Raw genomic sequence first — 19830 nt, forward strand, 5'->3', positions numbered from 1 at the left:
CGTGTCCGCCGTGTGGGTTCTGATGGAGCAGGATGGTGGACGGCGCGGGGGTGCCTCAAGGGGTCGGGGTCGTTAAATATTTGTCACCAGACCATTGGGGCGCTCGCGTGGAAGGATCTGAGTACGAATGCGTACTTGATCCGCTACGCTCGGTGTGGGTTGGTCTGCATCAGAGGGAGGGCGCATCATGACGTTGATGGCAGAGCGACCGGTGATAAACGAGGCCGAACCCCGCAGCACTTTCGAGGAGCTTCTCGACCTCCTCGACGAGCTGAGCGTGCCAGACGGCTACAAGGCCGAGATCATCAGGGGGAGCGTCGTCGTGTCGCCGTGGTCGAAGGGGTACTACACCCGCGTCATGAGGTTGGTCTGCAACCAACTGGAGTCGTACCTTCCCGAAGGCCACATCATCGAGCGAACCCCTCAGCTGTTCGTCTTCCCGGGGGTTGAACGCGCGTACGGGCCGGACATCCACGCCGCGCACGAGCAGACGTATGAAACACAGAGCAACCACCTGGACGGGGAAGGCCTCTCCTTCGTCGCCGAGGTGACCTCGACCGCCACCAGGGACGGGGACCTGACGGAGAAGGTCGAGACGTACGGCAAGGCCGGCATTCCCGTCTACCTGATCCTCGACATGCAGGAACAGCAGGCCATCGTCTACGGATCCCCGTCACCCAAGGGGTACGAAGTTCGTTTCTCCAAGCCGTTCGGCGAGAAGCTCCCCATCCCCGAGCCCCTCGGCTGCACGCTCGACACAGACGGCTTTCAGGCACCGCAGGGCGACGACCAGGCCTGACTCACCCCGTCCCCGGCAGAGTGAGCCCCCACGCCCCCTCCCGCACCACCCACGTGCGTCTCCGTACCGGTCCCGACACCACCGCGTCCGCGCGGTAGCGGAAGTCCGCTCCCGAGACGGTCACCGTGCGGCCCTCGGCCAGTACCGGCGAGGCCTCCGCGCCCACCGACAGTGGACGGACCCGTACCTCGGCGACACCCGAGCCCCCGGGCATGACCGACACCGCATCCACCGGCTGGTCCAGGTCCACGACCGTCTCCCCGTCGACCTCCACCCGTAGTCGCGAGGGTCCGTGGCCGGTGACGGTCGTCGTCCGGGGCGGACGGGCCACCAGCGTCCGCACGAGGGACTGGCAGGTCCGCAGCCACGGGTGACCGGCGCCCGTGGAGACCGCCGTAGCGCCCCGAGGGGCCTCACGGCCGGAGACCGGCGGAATGCGCAGTGCCCCCAGCACCACCCCGTCGCTGTCGTCGACGAGCAGGTCGAGGCGCCGTTCGGCACCGTCCAGCACCGCCCGTGCCGCCGCCACCGCACCCGTCGGCACGCCCAGCGAACGGGCGAGGGCCATGGCCCCGACCGGCACCACCGACAGCGCGCAGTCGGCCAGCTCGCGCTGCCGGTGCAGCAGGGACACCGCCCGCATCAGCGCCCGGTCGTCGCCGACCACCACGGGCCGCCGCGAGCCGCGCCGAGCCAGCGCGCGGGCGAACTCCTCGGGCCCCTCCGGCAGGCACACCTTCGTGGTGGCACCCGCGCTGAGCACGTCTTTCGCGATCCGCACGGACTCCCCGTCGGTCCGCCGGGCAACCGGGTCGATGACCACCAGCAGCTGATCGGACCTCGCGGAAGTCGCCACCTCGGTCCTGCCTCGCTTCCTCGGGTAGCATCTTTGTGCAAGAGCCCCTTGCGCTATTGCGCCAGGGGCCTCGTCTATTCCGGGGCATCCGGTCCGACGGTTGTGCGGCCAACGACGGTCGCGGTGCACACGGCGGTGAACCCTCCGTGTACGCCCCTGACCTTGGACATGCCCCGCCCGGAAGGGGTGTACGCGCGTGCCCGCACTTGTGCTGCTCGGTGCTCAGTGGGGTGACGAAGGCAAGGGAAAGGCCACCGACCTGCTCGGTGGCTCGGTGGACTATGTGGTGCGTTACCAGGGTGGCAACAACGCCGGCCACACGGTCGTCGTCGGCGACCAGAAGTATGCACTGCACCTCCTCCCTTCCGGAATCCTGTCGCCCGGTTGTACGCCGGTCATCGGCAACGGTGTCGTCGTCGACCCGTCGGTCCTGCTCTCCGAGCTGAGCGGTCTGAACGAGCGAGGCGTGGACACGTCCAAGCTGCTGATCAGCGGCAACGCGCATGTCATCACGCCGTACAACGTGACCATCGACAAGGTGACGGAGCGCTTCCTCGGAAAGCGCAAGATCGGTACCACCGGCCGCGGCATCGGTCCGACCTACGCGGACAAGATCAACCGCGTCGGCATCCGGGTCCAGGACCTCTACGACGAGTCGATCCTCACCCAGAAGGTGGAGGCGGCGCTCGACGCCAAGAACCAGATCCTGACCAAGCTGTACAACCGGCGCGCGATCGCGGTGAACCAGGTGGTCGAGGAACTGCTCGGCTACGCGGAGCAGATCGAGCCGTACGTCGCCGACACGGTCCTGATCCTCAACCAGGCGCTGGACGAGGACAAGGTCGTGCTGTTCGAGGGCGGTCAGGGCACGCTGCTCGACATCGACCACGGCACGTACCCCTTCGTGACCTCCTCGAACCCGACCGCGGGCGGTGCCTGCACCGGTGCCGGCGTCGGCCCCACGAAGATCAGCCGGGTCATCGGCATCCTCAAGGCCTACACCACCCGCGTCGGCTCGGGTCCGTTCCCGACCGAGCTGTTCGACGAGGACGGCGAGGCGCTGCGCCGGATCGGCGGCGAGCGGGGCGTGACGACCGGCCGCGACCGCCGCTGCGGCTGGTTCGACGCGGTGATCGCCCGGTACGCCACCCGGGTCAACGGCCTGACGGACTTCTTCCTCACCAAGCTCGACGTGCTGACGGGCTGGGAGCAGATCCCGGTCTGTGTCGCGTACGAGATCGACGGCAGGCGTGTCGAGGAGCTCCCGTACTCCCAGACCGACTTCCACCACGCGAAGCCGGTCTACGAGACCCTGCCCGGCTGGTCCGAGGACATCACCAAGGCGAAGTCCTTCTCCGACCTGCCGAAGAACGCCCAGAACTACGTCAAGGCGCTGGAGGAGATGTCCGGCGCCCCGATCTCCGCGATCGGCGTGGGCCCGGGCCGCGACGAGACGATCGAGATCAACTCGTTCCTCTAGGACTGTGATCAGGACCGCGATCCGGACTGTGATCAGGACCGCGGTCCCTTGCGGACGTCGTACTCGACGCCCCCGGCGAGGCTCGTGCCTCCCGGGGGCGTTGGCGTGGGCATGCCCTTCCTTGACCTGGACATGGCTTGCTCGTGGTTTCCGGTTGGCTGTCGGGGCGTCACGCTCTACGCGTGTAGTCCCCGCACGGCTCAGTCATCCGTCAACTCGCGTGTGTCCCAGGAGACCCGAATGCCTGTCAGCCCCATGAAACGCCGGGAGTTCATGCAGAAGTCGGCCGTCACCGGTGCGGCCGTGGCCGCGGCGGGGAGTGTCGCCGCCGCTCCCGCCCAGGCGGCCGACCAGAAGCCCGAACACACGCGCCGTACCTGGTCGTTCTCCATCCTGGGCACGACCGACCTGCACAGCCACGTCTTCGACTGGGATTACTACAAGGACGCCGCCTACAGCGACAAGGCGGGCAACTCCGTCGGTGTCGCGCGGGTCGCCACCCTCATCAGGCAGCAGCGGGAGGCCAAGGGCGAGGACCGGGTCCTCCTCGTCGACGCGGGCGACATCATCCAGGGCACCTCGCTGGCCTACTACTACGCCCGCGTCGACCCGATCACCGGCAAGGACGGCAGGAGGGGCCCCAAGCACCCCATGGCGGTGGCCATGAACGCCATGCGCTACGACGCCGCCGCGCTCGGCAACCACGAGTTCAACTACGGCATCGACGTGCTGCGCAAGTTCGAGAGCCAGTGCCGCTTCCCGCTGCTCGGCGCCAACGCCCTGGACGCCAAGACCCTCCGGCCCGCCTTCCGGCCGTACACCGTGAAGCGGATCTGCGTGCCGGGCGCGCCCGACATCAAGGTCGGCATCCTGGGTCTCACCAACCCCGGCATCGCGCTGTGGGACAAGGACAACGTCTCCGGGAAGATGGTGTTCCCGGGCCTGGTCGAGCAGGCGAAGAAGTACGTGCCCCGGCTGCGTGCCCTCGGCTGCGACGTCGTCTTCCTCACCGACCACTCCGGAATGGACGGGTCCTCCTCGTACGGCGACTCGCTGCCCTACGTCGAGAACGCCTCCAACCTCGTCGCCGAGCAGGTCCCCGGCATCGACGCCATCCTCGTCGGCCACACCCACGTCGAGGTGCCGTCGTACACGGTCAAGAACAAGGAGACCGGCAAGGACGTGCTGCTGTCCGAGCCGTACTGCTGGGGCTACCGCCTGACCGTGTTCGACTTCGAGCTCGAACTCCACTGCGGGCAGTGGAAGGTGACCGGCAAGAAGGCCCAGACGCTGAACCCGAAGGACGTCGAGGAGGACCCGGAGATCACCCGGCTCCTCAAGGCCGACCACGAACTCGTCGTGAAGTACGTCAACACGGCCGTGGGCACCTGCACGCAGGACCTCTCGGCGGCCGAGTCCTGCTGGAAGGACGTCCCCATCATGGACTTCATCCACCAGGTCCAGATGGCGACCGTCGCCACCGGGCTGTCGTCCGCCGACGCCGCCCTCCCGCTCATCTCGGTGGCCGCGCCCTTCAGCCGCACCGCCGACATCCCGGCCGGAAGCGTGACCATCAAGGACATCGCCGGGCTCTACATCTACGACAACACCCTGTACGGCAAGAAACTGACGGGTGCCCAGCTCAAGGACTACCTGGAGTACGCGGCGAGGTACTACCACCAGGTCCCGGCCGGTACGAAGGTCGACACCGCGACCCTCACCAACGCCAACAACTTCTGGGACTACATGTACGACACCGCGGCCGGGGTCGACTACGACATCGACATCGCCCAGCCCGAGGGGTCGAGGATCAAGAACCTGACCTACAAGGGCGCGCCCGTCGCCGACGACCAGGTCTTCGTGGTCGCCGTCAACAACTACCGCGCCAACGGCGGCAGCGGGTATCCGCACATCGCCTCCGCCGGCATCGCCTACAGCTCCACCAACGAGATCCGCCAGCTGATGATCGACTACGTGACGTCCAAGGGCACCCTGAACCCGGCCGACTTCGCGGTCACCAACTGGAAGCTGACGCAGAACGGCACGCCGGTGTTCTGACGCTCGGGCCCGCGGCGCCGGTCCCCGGCGCCGCGGGGATCACCTCATGGGGCGTCCGGCGCCGATCAGCTGAAGACGATCATCGATCCCTGGGCCAGGCTGCGGGTCGCCGCCGCGTGCAGGCCCAGCCAGACGTGCCGTTCGCGGGCGAAGGGGCTCGGGTCGTACGGCGCCGGCGCGGCCGGCTGCTCCAGTTCCGTGGGGGCGACCGGGGGCTCGGGCGCCGCCGGCGGGTTGGCCGGGTCGATGCCGATGGCCGGGGCGACGTACTCCAGTTCCCGCAACAGGGCCTGGGAGGAGCCCAGCGGACCGCCACCGGCGAGCAGTTCGTCGTTGGACAGCGGCTGCCCGAAGTCCAGCGGGACGTACGCGCCCGCGTGGTCGTAGTGCCAGACCAGGTGCGACTGCTGGGCCGTGCTCTCGAACATCTCCAGCAACTGCTCGTAGTCCCCGCCCAGTTCGTCCACCGGGGTCAGCGGCAGCCCGCACACCTGCAGGAGGTAGGCGCGGCGCAGGAAGTGCAGCGCGTCGTAGTCGAAGCCGGCCACCGGGGCGACCTCGCCGGACAGCCCCGGCATGTACTGGTACACCGGCACCGCTGGGAGCCCGTTCTCGGCGAGCACCTTGTTGTACTGCGAGAGTTCCTCGGCGAACGGGTTGTCGGGGGTGTGGCACAACACGTCGACAAGCGGTACCAGCCACAGGTCACAGGCCAAAGAAGGCTCCTCGCATAGGGCAGAGCAGACAGTGTCGTCGGTCGTGGGGGAGTAGCAGCGTAGTCGGTGCGGTCCTGGTCAGCCTCCCTCGTGCAGGTCCCATACCCATACCCCGCCGGTCCACTTCCCGGGACGGCCCACCAGCTCGGAGACGGCCTCGCGCAGCCGGTCGTCGTTCGGCTGGGGTGCCAGCACCAGCACACCCGCGTGCCAGTACGCGAAGTCCTGGCGGGCCTGCGCCCGCCAGTTCTTGCCGATGGTGGGGACGACACCGGTGTAGCGCACGTCCCTGAGCATGTCGGAGGTGTAGCGCGGGGCGGCGCCGTAGATGCCGATGCGGTCCGGGCCCCAGGGGCCGTTGAAGTATCCGCCGGGCAGCTTGAAGCCCAGGTGGGCCACCGTCTGCCAGTGCAGGGCCTCCGCCGCGCCGGGGTCGGGCAGCGGCACCGGCACCAGGGACTCGCCGTCGCGCACGTACGACTTCCACATGCCGTCCGCGATGAACTCCGGCACCGGCGCCCGGTCCACCGCCCTCAGCGGCGCCGGGATCACCGGGAGCAGGGCGAGGGACACGGCCAGCAGGCCGCCGTAGAGCGTGCCGATCCTGCGGGTGGCCGCCAGTCCGTCGAGGGCGAGGGCGAGCAGCATGCCGAGCGCGGGGGCGCAGATCATCGCCAGCCGGCCCTCGATGACCGACTCGAACAGCGGCTTGTGGGCGAGCAGGGCCCATGGCCCGGGGTAGACGGTGTCGGTCAGCGGGATGCGGAACTTCGGGCCGAGGGAGAGCAGGGCCGCGCCGACCGCGGTCACCGCCAGTGCCTTGACCAGTGCCTTCTCCCACAGCCGTACGACGATCGCGAAGGCGAGCGCGACCAGCGGCCAGCCGTAGAAGGCGTTCTGCTCCGTCGGGTTGAGGGAGAGCGAACTCGCCTTCTGCGCGCTGCCCGAGAACCCCGAGAACAGGGAGCGCCCGGCGAAGGCGATCAGGGCCAGCGGGCTGTTGCCCGCGTTGTCGCCGTGCAGGACGCTCTGGTAGCTCTGCGGGCCCGTGAACTGCCAGTAGAGGGGGTAGGCGACGATCGGCAGGCAGACCGCCCCGCCGACGAGCAGCCCCTTGGTCAGCGGCCGCCAGGCGGCCTTCGCCACGTCCCGCCGCACGAGCCCGTACGCGGCGCAGAACAGCGTCATGCCGATCGAGGCGAGCAGTAACGGCTCCTCGCCGAGGAAGATCTGGTACGCCGCCATCAGCCCCAGCACGGCCCCGTCCCGCGCCACCCGGACACCCGTGCACAACCGCAGGGCGCGGTCGATGATCAGCGGGATCATGAACAGGATCACGAAGTTCGGGTGCGCGTTGGCGTGGCTGACCATCGGTGGGGCGAAGGCGGCGAGCGAGGCGCCGACGAAGGCCGCCGCGCGCCGCCTCACGACCCGTTTCACGATCAGCCAGTACCAGGCCGCCGCGGTGCCGGCCAGGCCCAGGGTCATGCACAGGCTCAGCGAGAGGGCCGGGCCGAACGCCAGCGTGATCGGGGCGAAGGGGACGGACAGCCCCAGCATGACCGTGTTGGCCATGAGGTTGACGCCGTCGGGAAAGCCCTGGAGGTCGGTGAAGAAGAGGTTGTGCAGGTGGGCTGCGCTGTCGGCGGTGACGGCGAAGAACCACTCCCACTGGTTCTGGTCCTGGAGGGAGTCCGGCAGGTAGCGGTGTCCGGGGTCGAAGAAGCGGCCCGAGTACAGCGCCACCGCCATCAGCAGGAAGAGGACCGTGGCGAGGAGGTCGGCCGGCCGGACGGAGCGTGCCTTGAGGCGGCCGAGTTCGGCGAGCACCCGGCCGTAGTCGAGCGGGCCGACCTTCGAGCCGGCCTGGTGGGACCAGCGCACCGGGACCTCGGCGACCGGCCAGCCGGAGCGGTGGAAGTACTGAAGCACCTCCACGTCGATGCCCCAGCCGTTGAGCCGGGAGGCGGCGAACGCCGCACGGGCCCGGTCGCCCTCGAAGAGTTTGAAGCCGCACTGGGTGTCGCGTATGCCGGGCACCGCGAGCCGCCGTATCAGCAGGTTCCCGGCGCGGCCGAGCAGCTCGCGCACCCGGTGCTGGCGGCTCTCTATCGTGGCGCCGGGCACGGAGCGGGAGCCGATCGCGCCCGCGTTGCCCTCGCTGAGCGCCTTGTCCAGCCGCTCCAGCTCCTCGATCGGGGCGGCGAGGTCGGCGTCGGTGACCAGCACCCGCTGCCCGCGCGTGGCGGCGACGCCCAGGCGCAGGGCATGGCCCTTGCCGCGGTTGCGGGGGGCGGTGACGAGCTGGACGCGGGGGTCCCGGCGGGCCGTGACGAGGTCCGGGGTGCCGTCGGTGGAGCCGTCGTCGGCGACGACGATCTCCCACTCGCCGAAGCGGCTCTCGTTGTCGGTCAGGTACTCGGTGACGGCGTCGAGCGTGGGGCCGAGCCGCTGTTCCTCGTTGTAGGCCGGTATGACGACGGACAGGTCCACGAACCGGATGACGGTTGCGCTCATCCGGCGGCCAGCCGCTCGATGACGGCGAGGGAGCGCGCGTTGTAGGCGGCCACGGTCGCCCGGGCGGCAGCCGTGTCGTTCTTCGTCAGGGCGTCGACGATCTCGGTGTGGCCGGTCCACAGCACACCGCGCAGGTCGCCCAGGCGGCGCAGGTGCTGCACCGCGCACGCCCAGGACTGCACCCGCAGCCGGTGCAGGAAGTCGGAGAGGTAGGGGTTGCCGAACAGAGCGCTCAGCTCCCGCCAGAAGCGCAGGTCGTAGCCGATCAGGACGGTCAGGTCGCCGGCCGCGGCCGCGCGCTGCGCCTCCTCGCCGCGCCGGCGGACCCCGGCGAGGGTGGCCGCGGTGCGCGGTTCCGCAGGGTCGTGGAAGGCTCCGCGGCCCTCGGCGACGGCCTGGAACATGCCGTCGGTGACCAGGCTGCGGGCCTCGACCATCTCGCGGAAGTCGTCCAGGGAGTACTCGTGCACGCGGAAGCCGCGGTGCTGGTCGGCCTCCAGCAGGCCCTGCGCGGACAGATCGACGAGCGCCTCCCGGACGGGGGTCGCGGACACCCCGTACTGCTCGGCGATCTCCTTGACCGTGAACTCCTGCCCGGGCTGGAGTCGCCCGGCCAGCACCTCGTCCCGCAGCGCGTCCGCGATCTGCTGGCGCAGGGTGCTGCGCGTCACGGCGCCGGTGCCGCTGATGCCGGGCATGGTCGGGGCGTCTCCTTGCGCGTGCGGGGGGCGTGCTCGTACGTATATGTCTACGAGCACGCCACCTTACGCGTTCGGGTTCCCGAGGTGACCGGCCGATCCGGCCGCTCGCTACTCGGTGTACTCGTCCGCCACGGACAGCGCCTTGTCCAGGGTGACCAGCCCTTCCTTCAGCTCGGCCTCGGTCGCGTTGCAGGGCGGGACGACGTGTGTGCGGTTCATGTTGATGAAGGGCCACAGGCCGTTGGCCTTGGCGGCGGCGCCGAAGGCCGCCATGGCGGCATTGGCTTCGCCCGCCGCGTTGTACGGGACCAGCGGCTCGCGGGTCTCCCGGTTCCTCACCAGCTCGACCGCCCAGAACATGCCGACACCGCGCACGTCCCCGACCGAGGGGTGCCGCTCGGCCAGTTCCCGCAGCCCCGGCTCCACGACCTCGGCGCCGAGCCGCCTGGCGTTCTCGACGATGCCCTCCTCGGCCATCACGTTGATCGTCGCGACGGCGGCCGCGCACGCCAGCGGGTGCCCGGAGTACGTCAGCCCGCCGGGGTAGGCCCGCTTGCCGAAGGTCTCGGCGATCTTCCCGGAGATGGCCACACCGCCCAGGGGCACGTACCCGGAGTTCACGCCCTTGGCGAAGGTCATCAGGTCCGGCACGACACCGAAGAGATCCGCCGCGAACCACTCACCGGTCCGCCCGAACCCGGCCATGACCTCGTCCAGGACGAAGACGATCCCGTACTTGTCGCAGATCTCCCGCACCCCGGCCAGATAGCCGGCCGGCGGCACCATGATCCCCGCCGTGCCGGGGATCGTCTCCAGGATGATCGCGGCGATCGTCGAGGGCCCTTCGAAGGCGATCGTCGTCTCCAGGTGCTCCAGAGCCCGCGCGCACTCCTGCTCCTCGGTCTCGGCGTAGAAGCGGGACCGGTAGAGGAAGGGGGCCCAGAAGTGCACGACCCCGGCCGACCCGTTGTCCGACGGCCAGCGCCGCGGGTCACCGGTGATGTTGACGGCCTGCTGGGTCCCGCCGTGGTACGACCGGTACGCCGACAGCACCTTCGGGCGACCGGTGTGCAGCCGGGCCATCCGCACCGCGTGCTCGACGGCGTCCGCCCCGCCGTTGGTGAAGAAGATCTTGTCCAGGTCGCCCGGCGTGCGCTCGGCGATCAGCCGCGCCGCCTCCGACCGCGCCTCGACGGCGAACGCGGGCGCGAAGGTGGACAGGGTCGCGGCCTGTTCCTGGATCGCGGCGACGACCTTGGGGTGCTGGTAGCCGATGTTGGTGAAGACGAGTCCGCTGGTGAAGTCCAGGTAGCGCCTGCCGTCGTAGCCCCAGAAGTACGACCCTTCGGCGCCGGCCACGGCGAGCGGGTCAATGAGCTCCTGCGCGGACCAGGAGTGGAACACGTGCGCACGGTCGGCGGCCCTGACGGCGGCGCCGGCTTCGGGATTCGGCTGAGGGGTCATGTCCCGGAGCGTAAATGTCCGGGATGCGGACGCGACATCGGCGTCCTGTCTGCGGTACGGGGGTTTCCACGACAGGTTGTCGACAGACCGGGTGCCCCGGCCGGGCCCAGGGGAGGCGCTCGGCGCGGTGGGAGTGGCTTCGGCCGTTACGGAACCGTAGACACAGGCCCGCACGTCTCCCGGATCCCCCGCACTATCCTCGGTCTGTTGCACAGGGGCGTATCGGGGGATATCGGGGGGAGGCGGCGCGGCCATGGAGAAGCTGGGGCCTGGGGATCCGCAGCGTATCGGGGCCTACCGGCTGCTGGCGCGGCTCGGGGCCGGCGGCATGGGGCAGGTGTATCTGGCCCGCTCGGGCCGGGGCCGCACGGTCGCCGTGAAGCTGGTGCGGCGGGAGCTCGCCGAGCAGGAGGAGTTCCGGGCGCGGTTCCGGCAGGAGGTGCAGGCCGCGCGGCGGGTCGGTGGCCACTGGACGGCGCCCGTGCTGGACGCGGACACCGAGGCCGCCGTGCCGTGGGTCGCCACCGGGTATGTCGCCGGGCCCACCCTGCAGCAGGTCGTCGGACACGACCACGGCGCGCTGCCGGAGCGCTCGGTGCGGATCCTCGCGGCCGGGCTGGCCGGCGCGCTGAAGGACATCCACGCCGCCGGACTCATCCACCGCGACCTGAAGCCCTCCAACGTCCTGGTGACGATCGACGGGCCGCGCGTCATCGACTTCGGTATCGCGCGGGCGCTGGAGACCGTCACGGACGGCGGCCTCACCCGCACCGGTGCGCTCGTCGGGTCGCCCGGGTTCATGGCGCCCGAGCAGGTGCGGGGCGACCGGGTCACCCCGGCGTGCGACGTCTTCTGCCTGGGCTCCGTGCTGGCCTACGCGGCGACCGGCGCCCTGCCCTTCGGCGGCGCCGACAGCGGGGTGCACGCGCTGATGTTCCGCATCGCCGAGGAGGAGCCCGACCTGGAGGCGCTGCCCGAGGGGATCGCCGACCTCGTCCGCGCCTGTCTGAAGAAGGACCCGGCGAAGCGCCCGACCCTGGACCACATCCTGCGGCGCAGCGGCGCCGAGGACACGGTCGCCGGCGGGCGGTCGCGCGACCCCTGGCTGCCGAGTGCGCTGGTCGCCCAACTCGGCCGTCACGCCGTGCAGTTGCTGGACGCGGAGAACCCGGAGGAGCCGGGGGAGGGCGCGGCGCCGGAGGCCGGCGGCCCGGCCGGACGGCCCGGGGACGCGCCGGACGCGGCAGCGGGCGCCTCGCGGGGGGCCGGGGCCGGTTTCGGAGTCGCTGGAGGGACTCCTGGGGCAGCCGGTTCCTATGGTGCGGGTGCTCCCGGGGCCCATGGGGTTCACGATGCCGGTGCTCCCGGCGCCCAGGGTGCGGGTGCCCATGGGGTCCACGATGCGGGTACTCCCGGGGTCCATGGTGCCGGTGTCCCCGGTGCGTACGGTGCGGGTGCCTCCGGGGCCCAGGGTGCGGGTGCCCATGGGGTCCATGGTGCGGGTGCTCCCGGGGCTCACGGTGCCGGTGCTCCCGGCGCCCAGGGTGCGGCTGGCTCCGGTGTGCCCGCGGCCGCTCCGTCCGCCCCCGCAGCTCCCGGTGCGCCGGGGCAGCCCCCGGTGGCCGCTCCCGCCGTGGAGGGGCCCGGCGCCGCTCCCGTCGCCGGTGGGCAGCACCCTGCCCCCGCATCGGGCACGCCCGCCGCATCGGGCACGCCCGTCGCGGGTGCCGGGACGCCCGCCGCTCCGTACGCCTCGCCCGAGCACGCACCCACCGCCGACGCCTCCGCCCCGGCCGTACCGCCGCCCGGGCAGCCGGGCGGCAGCGCGCACACCCCGCTGAACCACCTCCCCACCATGGTCGCGGGCCAGACACCCCCGCCCGGACCCGCTCCCGCCCACCCGGCGTACGGCTATCCGCAGCAGCACCCGCAGCCCGCCGCCCACGGCCACCCGCAGCAGCCCGGCGCCTGGTCCGTGCCGCCCGGTTCGCCGCCGCCGCACGCGTACGGCGGCCTCGGCTCCACCCCGCCCTACGGCCCGCCGCCGGCCGGCTCGACCCCGCCCTACGGGCCGGCCACCCTCCCGGTGCCCGAAACCCCGCGCCGAAGCGGCCGCTCCACGGCGGCGCTGGTCGCGGTGGCGCTGATCGTCGCCCTGGGCGCGGGCGGTTCGGTGTACGCCCTGATGCGGGGCGGCGGCAGCGACGACAAGGGCAGCGGGCCCGGCCCCTCGCGGACCACGAACGCGCCCACGACCCCGGGGCCGGCCACACCCGAACAGTCCCCGCCGCCCACGCAGTCCGAGTCCCCGTCGCCCGCCGGCGGAGTCGTCCCCACCGCGTACCTCGGCACCTGGACGTCGACGATCAACAACGCCTTCGGCGCGAACACCCGTCGACTCACCATCACCCAGGGGCAGGTGGGCGACAGCGTCCTCACCCTGGTGGCCGACGGGCCGGCCGGCGGCGGCAGTTACCACTGTGTGTTCTCCGCGCAGCTCACCCAACAGCCCGGCGGCAGCGGTGCACTGGAGATCGGTCCGTCCACGGTCACCTCCGGCGCGCCGAGTTCGGCGTGCACCCCGGGCGCCGCCACGGAGGTCACCCTGTTGCCGGACGGCAGCCTCCGGCGGGTGAACACCAGCAGCGGGGAGCAGCTGATTTACACCAGGCAGTGACGAACTCCCGTCATCCGCTGGCCTGTTGAACGTCGCACGAATTTCACGCGACGCGACCGGAAGGCCCGGGCGGACACCCGTACGGTGACCCCACGATCCGGCTCAGGAGTGGCGGGGGCACCACAGTGCGGTGGCTGAGCGCAGAGAACGTCGTGGCGGTGGGGACCGCGGTCCTCGGTATCGCGGCCTCGGTGGTGATGCTGTGGTACGAGCGGCGGGTGGTACGAGCGCGTACCCGTACCGCGAGATCGAGTACGCCTACACCTACGGCCAGCCCCCGGCCGACTCCCTGGCCTCCAGCTTCCTCACCTACCTCACCCGGGGAAACGGCCAGGACGTCATCCGCACCCACGGCCACGTCCCGTGCTGGACGCCGGAGGGAATGAAGCTCTGCAAGTGAGGCCGGCGGTGCGCGTGCCCCCGGCGGTGCCTGCCCCGGGTCATCTCGGCTCGGGCGGCCGCTGCCTGGGCATGTTCGGCCGGGACGTGGCCGGCGGCAGCGGGGACCTCCCGTGGCCGCCCCCCGCCTCCGACCGACCGCCCCCGCCGACCGCCGACTGCGTCCCCATCGGCACCGAGCCGATCCGGAACTCGACCATCCAGTCGGCCGTCTCCGCCCGCACCAGCTCGGTCACGTCCTCCGAGAACCGCCGCAGCACCCCGAGGCACCGCTCGGCGGCCTCCCCGGCCGTTCCCTCCGCCGGTCCCAGCACCTCCCGCACGTTCTCGGAGGCCCAGTCGAACTGCAGGACCTGGAGCCGCCGCTGCACGGCCTGCGCGGTGGCCACGTCCCTTATCCATCCGGACGTCACGCCGAAGTACCGGTCGACCCCGACGCACGCCACGGACAGCAGCAGCGCGAGATATCCCCAGGGCGCCACCCCGCCCATGACCCCGGTGAGATCGAACAGCGGCAGTGCCGCCCCGACGACCGCCCCCGCCGCGGCCCCGCACCGCAGTACCCGCGCACCCCGCCGCTTCCACACCCGGTCGGCGAGGTACCAGGCCGCCGTCTGCAGCGCCCCGTTCTCCACCCACCGGTACAGCTCGTCCAGCCGCTCCGCCGGCTCGCCCCAGTCACCGAGCGGAAACGGCCGCCCGGCCAGGTCGCCCGGCCGCATCCCGGCCGCCCCCTCGCCCCGCCCGTCCTGAGGCGGACCCTCGGGTTGCATCTCCGGCTGACCCACCCGGCACTCCCTACTGATCACGCTGCGTGACGCTGGCAGACGCTCGTACGGATGTACGGCGCCGACGCGACACCGCTGTCACACCTGGTGCCGATGCGCCGGACTCTTCCTACCGCCCAATGGGTGGCGAAGAGACCGGTTGCGTCGCTTTTCCGCCCGGAAGGGGGCCTTGATCGGGTATAGGGCGCATGCATGACTCACTCGAAAGAGTGGCGGGGCGCTGCCTGCCCGGAACACGTAGGCTCATCCACAACGGGGAGGCCCCAGGGCCTCCGAGCCCTGACAGCCGTACGAAAGCAGGAGCTGATCGTGATTCCCGGTGGTGGCCAGCCCAACATGCAGCAGCTGCTCCAGCAGGCCCAGAAGATGCAGCAGGACCTGCAGCGGGCCCAGGAGGAACTGGCGCAGACCGAGGTCGACGGGCAGGCGGGCGGCGGTCTGGTACGGGCCACCGTCACCGGCGCCGGTGAGCTGCGCGCGCTGAAGATCGACCCGAAGGCGGTGGATCCGGAGGACACCGAGACGCTCGCCGACCTGATCGTCGCGGCCGTCCAGGCGGCCAACGAGAACGCACAGGCCCTCCAGCAGCAGAAGCTCGGCCCGCTGGCCCAGGGTCTGGGCGGCGGGGGCATCCCGGGCCTGCCGTTCTGACGCTCTCCGAGCGGGTCCCCCGCACCGCCTTCCTCGGACGGGCGGCGGCCAACTACCGTACGTACTGACAAGCGGTGCGTGAGGGAAACCACCCGCACGCACCCGAACCCAGGAAGGCAGTCCGTTGTACGAAGGCGTGGTCCAGGACCTCATCGACGAGCTGGGGCGGCTGCCCGGTGTCGGTCCCAAGAGCGCCCAGCGGATCGCCTTCCACATCCTGCAGGCGGAACCGACGGACGTACGGCGGCTGGCCCAGGCCCTGCTCGAGGTGAAGGCGAAGGTCCGCTTCTGCGCGACCTGCGGCAACGTGGCGCAGGAGGAGCTGTGCTCCATCTGCCGCGACGCCCGCCGCGACCTGTCGGTCATCTGCGTGGTCGAGGAGCCGAAGGACGTCGTCGCCATCGAGCGCACGCGCGAGTTCCGCGGCCGCTACCACGTCCTCGGCGGCGCGATCAGCCCGATCGAGGGCGTCGGCCCGGACGATCTGCGCATACGGGAACTCCTGGCCCGGCTGGCGGACGGCACGGTCACCGAGCTGATCCTGGCCACGGACCCGAATCTCGAGGGCGAGGCGACGGCGACGTACCTCGCCCGCATGATCAAGCCCATGGGCCTGAAGGTCACCCGCCTGGCCAGCGGCCTCCCGGTGGGTGGCGACCTGGAATACGCGGACGAGGTCACCCTCGGCCGCGCCTTCGAGGGGAGACGACTCCTAGATGTCTGACGCCACGCTGCACGCGACCGGCCAGAACCCGGACGACTTCGCGGTCCAGATCGCGGACCAGATCGAGAGCTTCCTGGTCGCCGTCACGGAGGTCGCGAAGGGCGCCGAGCCGGACTCGGCGATCCCCTTCCTCCTCCTGGAGGTGTCCCAGCTGCTGCTGGCCGGCGGTCGCCTCGGCGCGCACGAGGACATCGTGCCCGACGAGCGCTACGAGCCCGACCCCGGCCCGGAGCAGGACGTGGACCAGCTCCGCGAGAACCTCGGACGCCTGCTGGAGCCGATCGATGTCTACTCCGAGGTGTTCGACCCGTACGAGCCCCGCCGGGCCCCCGTCCCCGCCCGCATCTCCGACGACCTGGCGGACGTCGTGGCCGACCTGCGCCACGGCATGGTCCACTACCGCGCGGGCCGCACCACCGAGGCCCTGTGGTGGTGGCAGTTCTCGTACTTCGCCAACTGGGGCTCCACGGCATCGGCGACCCTGCGCGCCCTGCAGTCCCTGGTCGCCCACGTCCGCCTCAACCAGCCCCTGGAGGAGCTGGACGGCCTGGACACGGACCAGCCGGGCATGGGCGACGAGACCCTGGAATTCGAGGCAGGCAAGGTCATGGCGCAGGAGATCGGGGCACCGCTGGGGCTGCGCGGGGCTCAGTAGCTCCACACGAGCCCCGTCGGCTTCACGGGAGTCCCGTCAGCTCCACGAAGCCCCGCCCGCCCCCGCCTGGACCGTTTTCGTCTCCGCGGTTCAGCCCGAGGCCTGAGCCCACAACCCCTTGCCGATCGCGGTGACACCGCCGGTCAGCGCCAGCAGCAGGACCAGCAGCAGCACATCGCCCACCGTGCGCCCCCGCTCACCTTGTGCGTCCGTCGCCCCTTGCCCGCGCCCCCATGACGTGAAACCGCGGGGCCGCCCCGGTGACCTGCTGTGACCCCGCCCACTTTCCGAGTGGCGTCCTGCCACCTGGGCATGAGCCGTCCTGAGAGGCGGGCGTCCGGGATCTCAGCATGCGATACCGCGGAGGGGAGTTTCGGACGCTCGATAGACTGAGCCGACCGCACTGCATCTGCGTATGTGCGATAGAGACGGACTGAGCGAGGAGCGCACGTGGGCCTTGTCGTGCAGAAGTACGGAGGCTCCTCCGTAGCCGATGCCGAGGGCATCAAGCGCGTCGCCAAGCGGATCGTGGAAGCGAAGAAGAACGGCAACGATGTGGTTGTCGTGGTTTCCGCGATGGGCGACACGACGGACGAGCTGATCGATCTCGCCGAGCAGGTTTCCCCGATGCCTGCCGGGCGCGAGCTCGACATGCTGCTGACTTCCGGGGAGCGGATCTCCATGGCGCTGCTGGCCATGGCGATCAAAAACCTGGGCCACAAGGCCCAGTCGTTCACCGGCAGCCAGGCAGGTGTCATCACCGACTCGGTCCACAACAAAGCCCGGATCATCGATGTCACACCGGGCCGCATCCGGACCGCGCTGGACGAGGGCAACATCGCCATCGTGGCCGGCTTCCAGGGCGTGAGCCAGGACAAGAAGGACATCACGACCCTGGGTCGCGGTGGCTCCGACACGACCGCCGTGGCCCTCGCAGCCGCCCTCGACGCCGAGGTCTGCGAGATCTACACCGACGTCGACGGCGTGTTCACCGCCGACCCGCGTGTGGTGAAGAAGGCCCGGAAGATCGACTGGATCTCCTTCGAGGACATGCTGGAGCTGGCCGCGTCCGGCTCCAAGGTGCTGCTCCACCGCTGTGTGGAGTACGCCCGCCGGTACAACATCCCGATCCACGTACGCTCCTCCTTCAGCGGGCTGCAGGGCACGTGGGTCAGCAGCAAGCCGATCGAGCAAGGGGACAAGAAGGTGGAGCAGGCCATCATCTCCGGTGTCGCGCACGACACCTCCGAGGCCAAGATCACGGTCGTCGGCGTGCCGGACAAGCCGGGCGAGGCCGCCGCGATCTTCCGCACCATCGCCGATGCCGAGATCAACATCGACATGGTCGTGCAGAACGTGTCCGCCGCCTCCACCGGCCTGACGGACATCTCCTTCACCCTGCCGAAGACCGAGGGCCGCAAGGCCATCGACGCCCTGGAGAAGAACCGCGCGGGCATCGGCTTCGACTCCCTGCGCTACGACGACCAGATCGGCAAGATCTCCCTGGTCGGCGCGGGCATGAAGACGAACCCGGGCGTCACGGCCGACTTCTTCACCGCGCTGTCCGACGCGGGCGTGAACATCGAGCTGATCTCGACCTCCGAGATCCGCATCTCGGTCGTCACCCGCAAGGACGACGTGCCGGAGGCGGTCCGCGCCGTGCACACCGCCTTCGGGCTCGACTCCGACAGCGACGAGGCCGTCGTCTACGGAGGCACCGGGCGATGACCGCCCGTCCGCACCGGGCGGCGACCGCCCCCTCGTACGGAGGCGTACGACGATGACCGTGCGACCGACGCTCGCGGTCGTGGGAGCGACCGGAGCCGTCGGCACGGTGCTGCTCCGGATCCTGTCCCAGCGCGCGGACGTCTGGGGCGAGATCCGCCTGCTCGCCTCGCCGCGTTCGGCCGGCCGCAAGCTGGCCGTACGCGGCGAGGAGGTCGAGGTGGTCGCGCTCACCGAGGAGGCCCTCGACGGCGTCGACATCGCCCTGTTCGACGTGCCCGACGAGGTCGCCGCGCAGTGGGTGCCGGTCGCCGCCGCCAAGGGCGCGGTGGTGGTCGACAACTCCGCCGCCTTCCGCAGGGACCCCGACGTCCCGCTCGTCGTGCCCGAGGTCAATGCGCATGCGGCCCGCCTGCGCCCACGCGGCATCATCGCCAGCCCCAACTGCACGACGCTGTCCATGATCGTTGCGCTGGGCGCGCTGCACGCCGAGTTCGGGCTGCGCGAGCTCGTCGTCTCCTCGTACCAGGCCGTGAGCGGGGCCGGTCACGCCGGTGTCGAGACGCTGCGCCGGCAGCTGTCCCTGGTCGCCGGGACGGAGCTGGGGACCAGCCCCGGTGACGTACGGCGGGCCGTCGGCGACGACACCGGGCCCTTCCCCGAGCCGGTGGCGCTGAACGTGGTGCCGTGGGCCGGATCGCTGTGCGAGGACGGCTGGTCCTCGGAGGAGATGAAGGTGCGGGACGAGTCCCGCAAGATCCTCGGGCTGCCCCAGCTGCCGGTCGCGGTGACCTGCGTCCGCGTCCCCGTGATCACCTCCCACTCGCTCACGGTGCACGCCCGCTTCGAGGGCGAGGTCACCGTGGACAAGGCCCGCGAGATCCTCGCCACGGCACCGGGAGTGGTGCTGTGCGACGACCCGGCCGCCGGTGAGTTCCCCACGCCCGCCGACGTGGTGGGCACCGATCCCACCTGGGTCGGCCGGCTGCGGCGGGCGCTCGACGACCCCACGGCGCTCGAACTCTTCGTCTGCGGTGACAACCTGCGCAAGGGCGCCGCGCTCAACACCGCCCAGATCGCGGAGCTGGTGGCGGCGGAGCCGGGGTGAGCCGGCCGACCGCGGGGGGATGAGCCGGCCGACCGAGGGGGGTGAGCCGGCCGACCGCGGGGGTGTGAGGTTGCTCGCGCCTGTCGTCGTGGGCGGGTGTTACCGCCGGGAAAGCCCTGGGCGCGGCCGGATCGGTTTGTAGGATCTCCGTAAGAAATATGGTCGGTTCAATGGTCCGGGTCCTCTTGATCCGTGCTGCCTCGGCGTCCGAAGATTTCCTTTTTCGCCCCGCGCAACCGCGCAAAGGGCGGGGAGCGTCTTTGCGGTCGCCCTTCGGGGGCGTGGGGGCGCGGCGGGACGTGGGGGCGTCCCGAACATTCAGATACAGGGGAAGTGCGGGACGCATGAGGGCATATGAGGCACCGTTCGTCGTGCTGCCTGACGCGAGAACGTTGTCGGCCGCGCCGCCCGGCGCAAAAGTACCCGGCGCGTACAACCCCTATGGGGGCAGACGTGTCCAACTGGCGTGGCAGAGGTACTCGACTTCTCCCCCAAGCTCTTCCAGCCCGGGG

15 protein-coding genes and 1 pseudogene are annotated in these 19830 nt (G+C 70.9%); 10 read left to right on the forward strand and 6 right to left on the reverse strand.

The features are described 5' to 3' along the window. The first annotated feature begins 187 nt into the window (after nucleotides 1-187). Nucleotides 188-799, forward strand: coding sequence for a Uma2 family endonuclease (locus AB0A61_RS01825; RefSeq protein WP_361284460.1), 612 nt, complete (start codon nucleotides 188-190; stop codon nucleotides 797-799). Between the two features lies 1 nt (nucleotide 800). Here the strand turns inward: AB0A61_RS01825 and AB0A61_RS01830 are convergent, their stop codons facing one another. After that, nucleotides 801-1655, reverse strand: coding sequence for a diacylglycerol kinase family protein (locus AB0A61_RS01830; RefSeq protein ID WP_361284463.1), 855 nt, complete (start codon nucleotides 1653-1655; stop codon nucleotides 801-803). A gap of 196 nt (nucleotides 1656-1851) precedes the next feature. On the opposite strand from AB0A61_RS01830, the gene AB0A61_RS01835 reads away from it, so the two are divergent. Together AB0A61_RS01835 and AB0A61_RS01840 are read left to right on the forward strand one after the other, a co-directional pair. Further along, nucleotides 1852-3135 (forward strand): adenylosuccinate synthase, encoded by a 1284-nt coding sequence (locus tag AB0A61_RS01835; RefSeq protein WP_361284466.1) that lies wholly within the window; start codon nucleotides 1852-1854, stop codon nucleotides 3133-3135. A gap of 240 nt (nucleotides 3136-3375) precedes the next feature. Continuing rightward, nucleotides 3376-5193, forward strand: a complete 1818-nt coding sequence (locus AB0A61_RS01840) for a 5'-nucleotidase C-terminal domain-containing protein (RefSeq protein WP_361284469.1) — start codon at nucleotides 3376-3378, stop codon at nucleotides 5191-5193. Between the two features lie 65 nt (nucleotides 5194-5258). On the opposite strand, the gene AB0A61_RS01845 is transcribed toward AB0A61_RS01840, so the two are convergent. The 4 genes from AB0A61_RS01845 to AB0A61_RS01860 form a co-directional block, all read right to left on the reverse strand. Continuing rightward, a complete protein-coding gene (locus tag AB0A61_RS01845) occupies nucleotides 5259-5909 on the reverse strand; it encodes a hypothetical protein (RefSeq protein ID WP_361284472.1) in 651 nt (216 codons plus the stop codon). Nucleotides 5910-5987: 78 nt separating this feature from the next. Further along, nucleotides 5988-8426 carry a dolichyl-phosphate beta-glucosyltransferase gene (locus tag AB0A61_RS01850; RefSeq protein ID WP_361284475.1) on the reverse strand — a complete coding sequence of 813 codons (2439 nt, stop codon included), beginning with the start codon at nucleotides 8424-8426 and terminating at the stop codon, nucleotides 5988-5990. Beyond that, nucleotides 8423-9124 carry a GntR family transcriptional regulator gene (locus AB0A61_RS01855; RefSeq protein ID WP_361284478.1) on the reverse strand — a complete coding sequence of 234 codons (702 nt, stop codon included), beginning with the start codon at nucleotides 9122-9124 and terminating at the stop codon, nucleotides 8423-8425. Before AB0A61_RS01855 ends, AB0A61_RS01850 begins: the two co-directional genes overlap by 4 nt. 111 nt (nucleotides 9125-9235) lie before the next feature. Beyond that, the gene (locus tag AB0A61_RS01860) at nucleotides 9236-10591 is read right to left on the reverse strand and encodes an aspartate aminotransferase family protein (protein WP_361284481.1); all 1356 of its coding nucleotides are present in this window, start codon (nucleotides 10589-10591) and stop codon (nucleotides 9236-9238) included. Nucleotides 10592-10844: 253 nt separating this feature from the next. Here AB0A61_RS01860 and AB0A61_RS01865 point away from each other — a divergent pair, with 253 nt between their 5' ends. Both AB0A61_RS01865 and AB0A61_RS01870 read left to right on the forward strand, forming a co-directional pair. Beyond that, a complete protein-coding gene (locus AB0A61_RS01865; RefSeq protein ID WP_361284484.1) occupies nucleotides 10845-13268 on the forward strand; it encodes a protein kinase in 2424 nt (807 codons plus the stop codon). A gap of 220 nt (nucleotides 13269-13488) precedes the next feature. Then, nucleotides 13489-13668 (forward strand): annotated as a pseudogene (locus AB0A61_RS01870) (phosphate ABC transporter substrate-binding protein); the annotation flags it as partial. Between the two features lie 40 nt (nucleotides 13669-13708). On the opposite strand, the gene AB0A61_RS01875 reads toward AB0A61_RS01870, so the two are convergent. After that, nucleotides 13709-14455, reverse strand: coding sequence for an SLATT domain-containing protein (locus AB0A61_RS01875; RefSeq protein ID WP_361284487.1), 747 nt, complete (start codon nucleotides 14453-14455; stop codon nucleotides 13709-13711). A 309-nt stretch (nucleotides 14456-14764) separates the two neighbouring features. Between AB0A61_RS01875 and AB0A61_RS01880 the strand changes: the two genes are divergently transcribed. The 5 genes from AB0A61_RS01880 to AB0A61_RS01900 all read left to right on the forward strand — a co-directional run bounded on the left by AB0A61_RS01880 (nucleotide 14765) and on the right by AB0A61_RS01900 (nucleotide 19318). Then, the gene (locus AB0A61_RS01880) at nucleotides 14765-15106 is read left to right on the forward strand and encodes a YbaB/EbfC family nucleoid-associated protein (protein ID WP_361284490.1); all 342 of its coding nucleotides are present in this window, start codon (nucleotides 14765-14767) and stop codon (nucleotides 15104-15106) included. A gap of 124 nt (nucleotides 15107-15230) precedes the next feature. Further along, nucleotides 15231-15830 carry a recombination mediator RecR gene (gene recR / locus AB0A61_RS01885; protein WP_361284493.1) on the forward strand — a complete coding sequence of 200 codons (600 nt, stop codon included), beginning with the start codon at nucleotides 15231-15233 and terminating at the stop codon, nucleotides 15828-15830. Next, nucleotides 15823-16485, forward strand: coding sequence for a DUF5063 domain-containing protein (locus tag AB0A61_RS01890; RefSeq protein WP_361284496.1), 663 nt, complete (start codon nucleotides 15823-15825; stop codon nucleotides 16483-16485). Before recR ends, AB0A61_RS01890 begins: the two co-directional genes overlap by 8 nt. A 450-nt stretch (nucleotides 16486-16935) precedes the next feature. Then, nucleotides 16936-18213: an aspartate kinase gene (locus AB0A61_RS01895; protein WP_361284499.1), complete on the forward strand. Its 1278-nt coding sequence runs from the start codon at nucleotides 16936-16938 to the stop codon at nucleotides 18211-18213. Nucleotides 18214-18265: 52 nt separating this feature from the next. Next, complete coding sequence (locus AB0A61_RS01900; protein ID WP_361284502.1) at nucleotides 18266-19318, forward strand: aspartate-semialdehyde dehydrogenase; 1053 nt, start codon at nucleotides 18266-18268, stop codon at nucleotides 19316-19318. Nucleotides 19319-19830 lie beyond the last annotated feature (512 nt).

Origin of the sequence: Streptomyces sp. NPDC046197, assembly GCF_040646295.1 — a bacterium.
Lineage (GTDB): Bacteria > Actinomycetota > Actinomycetes > Streptomycetales > Streptomycetaceae > Streptomyces.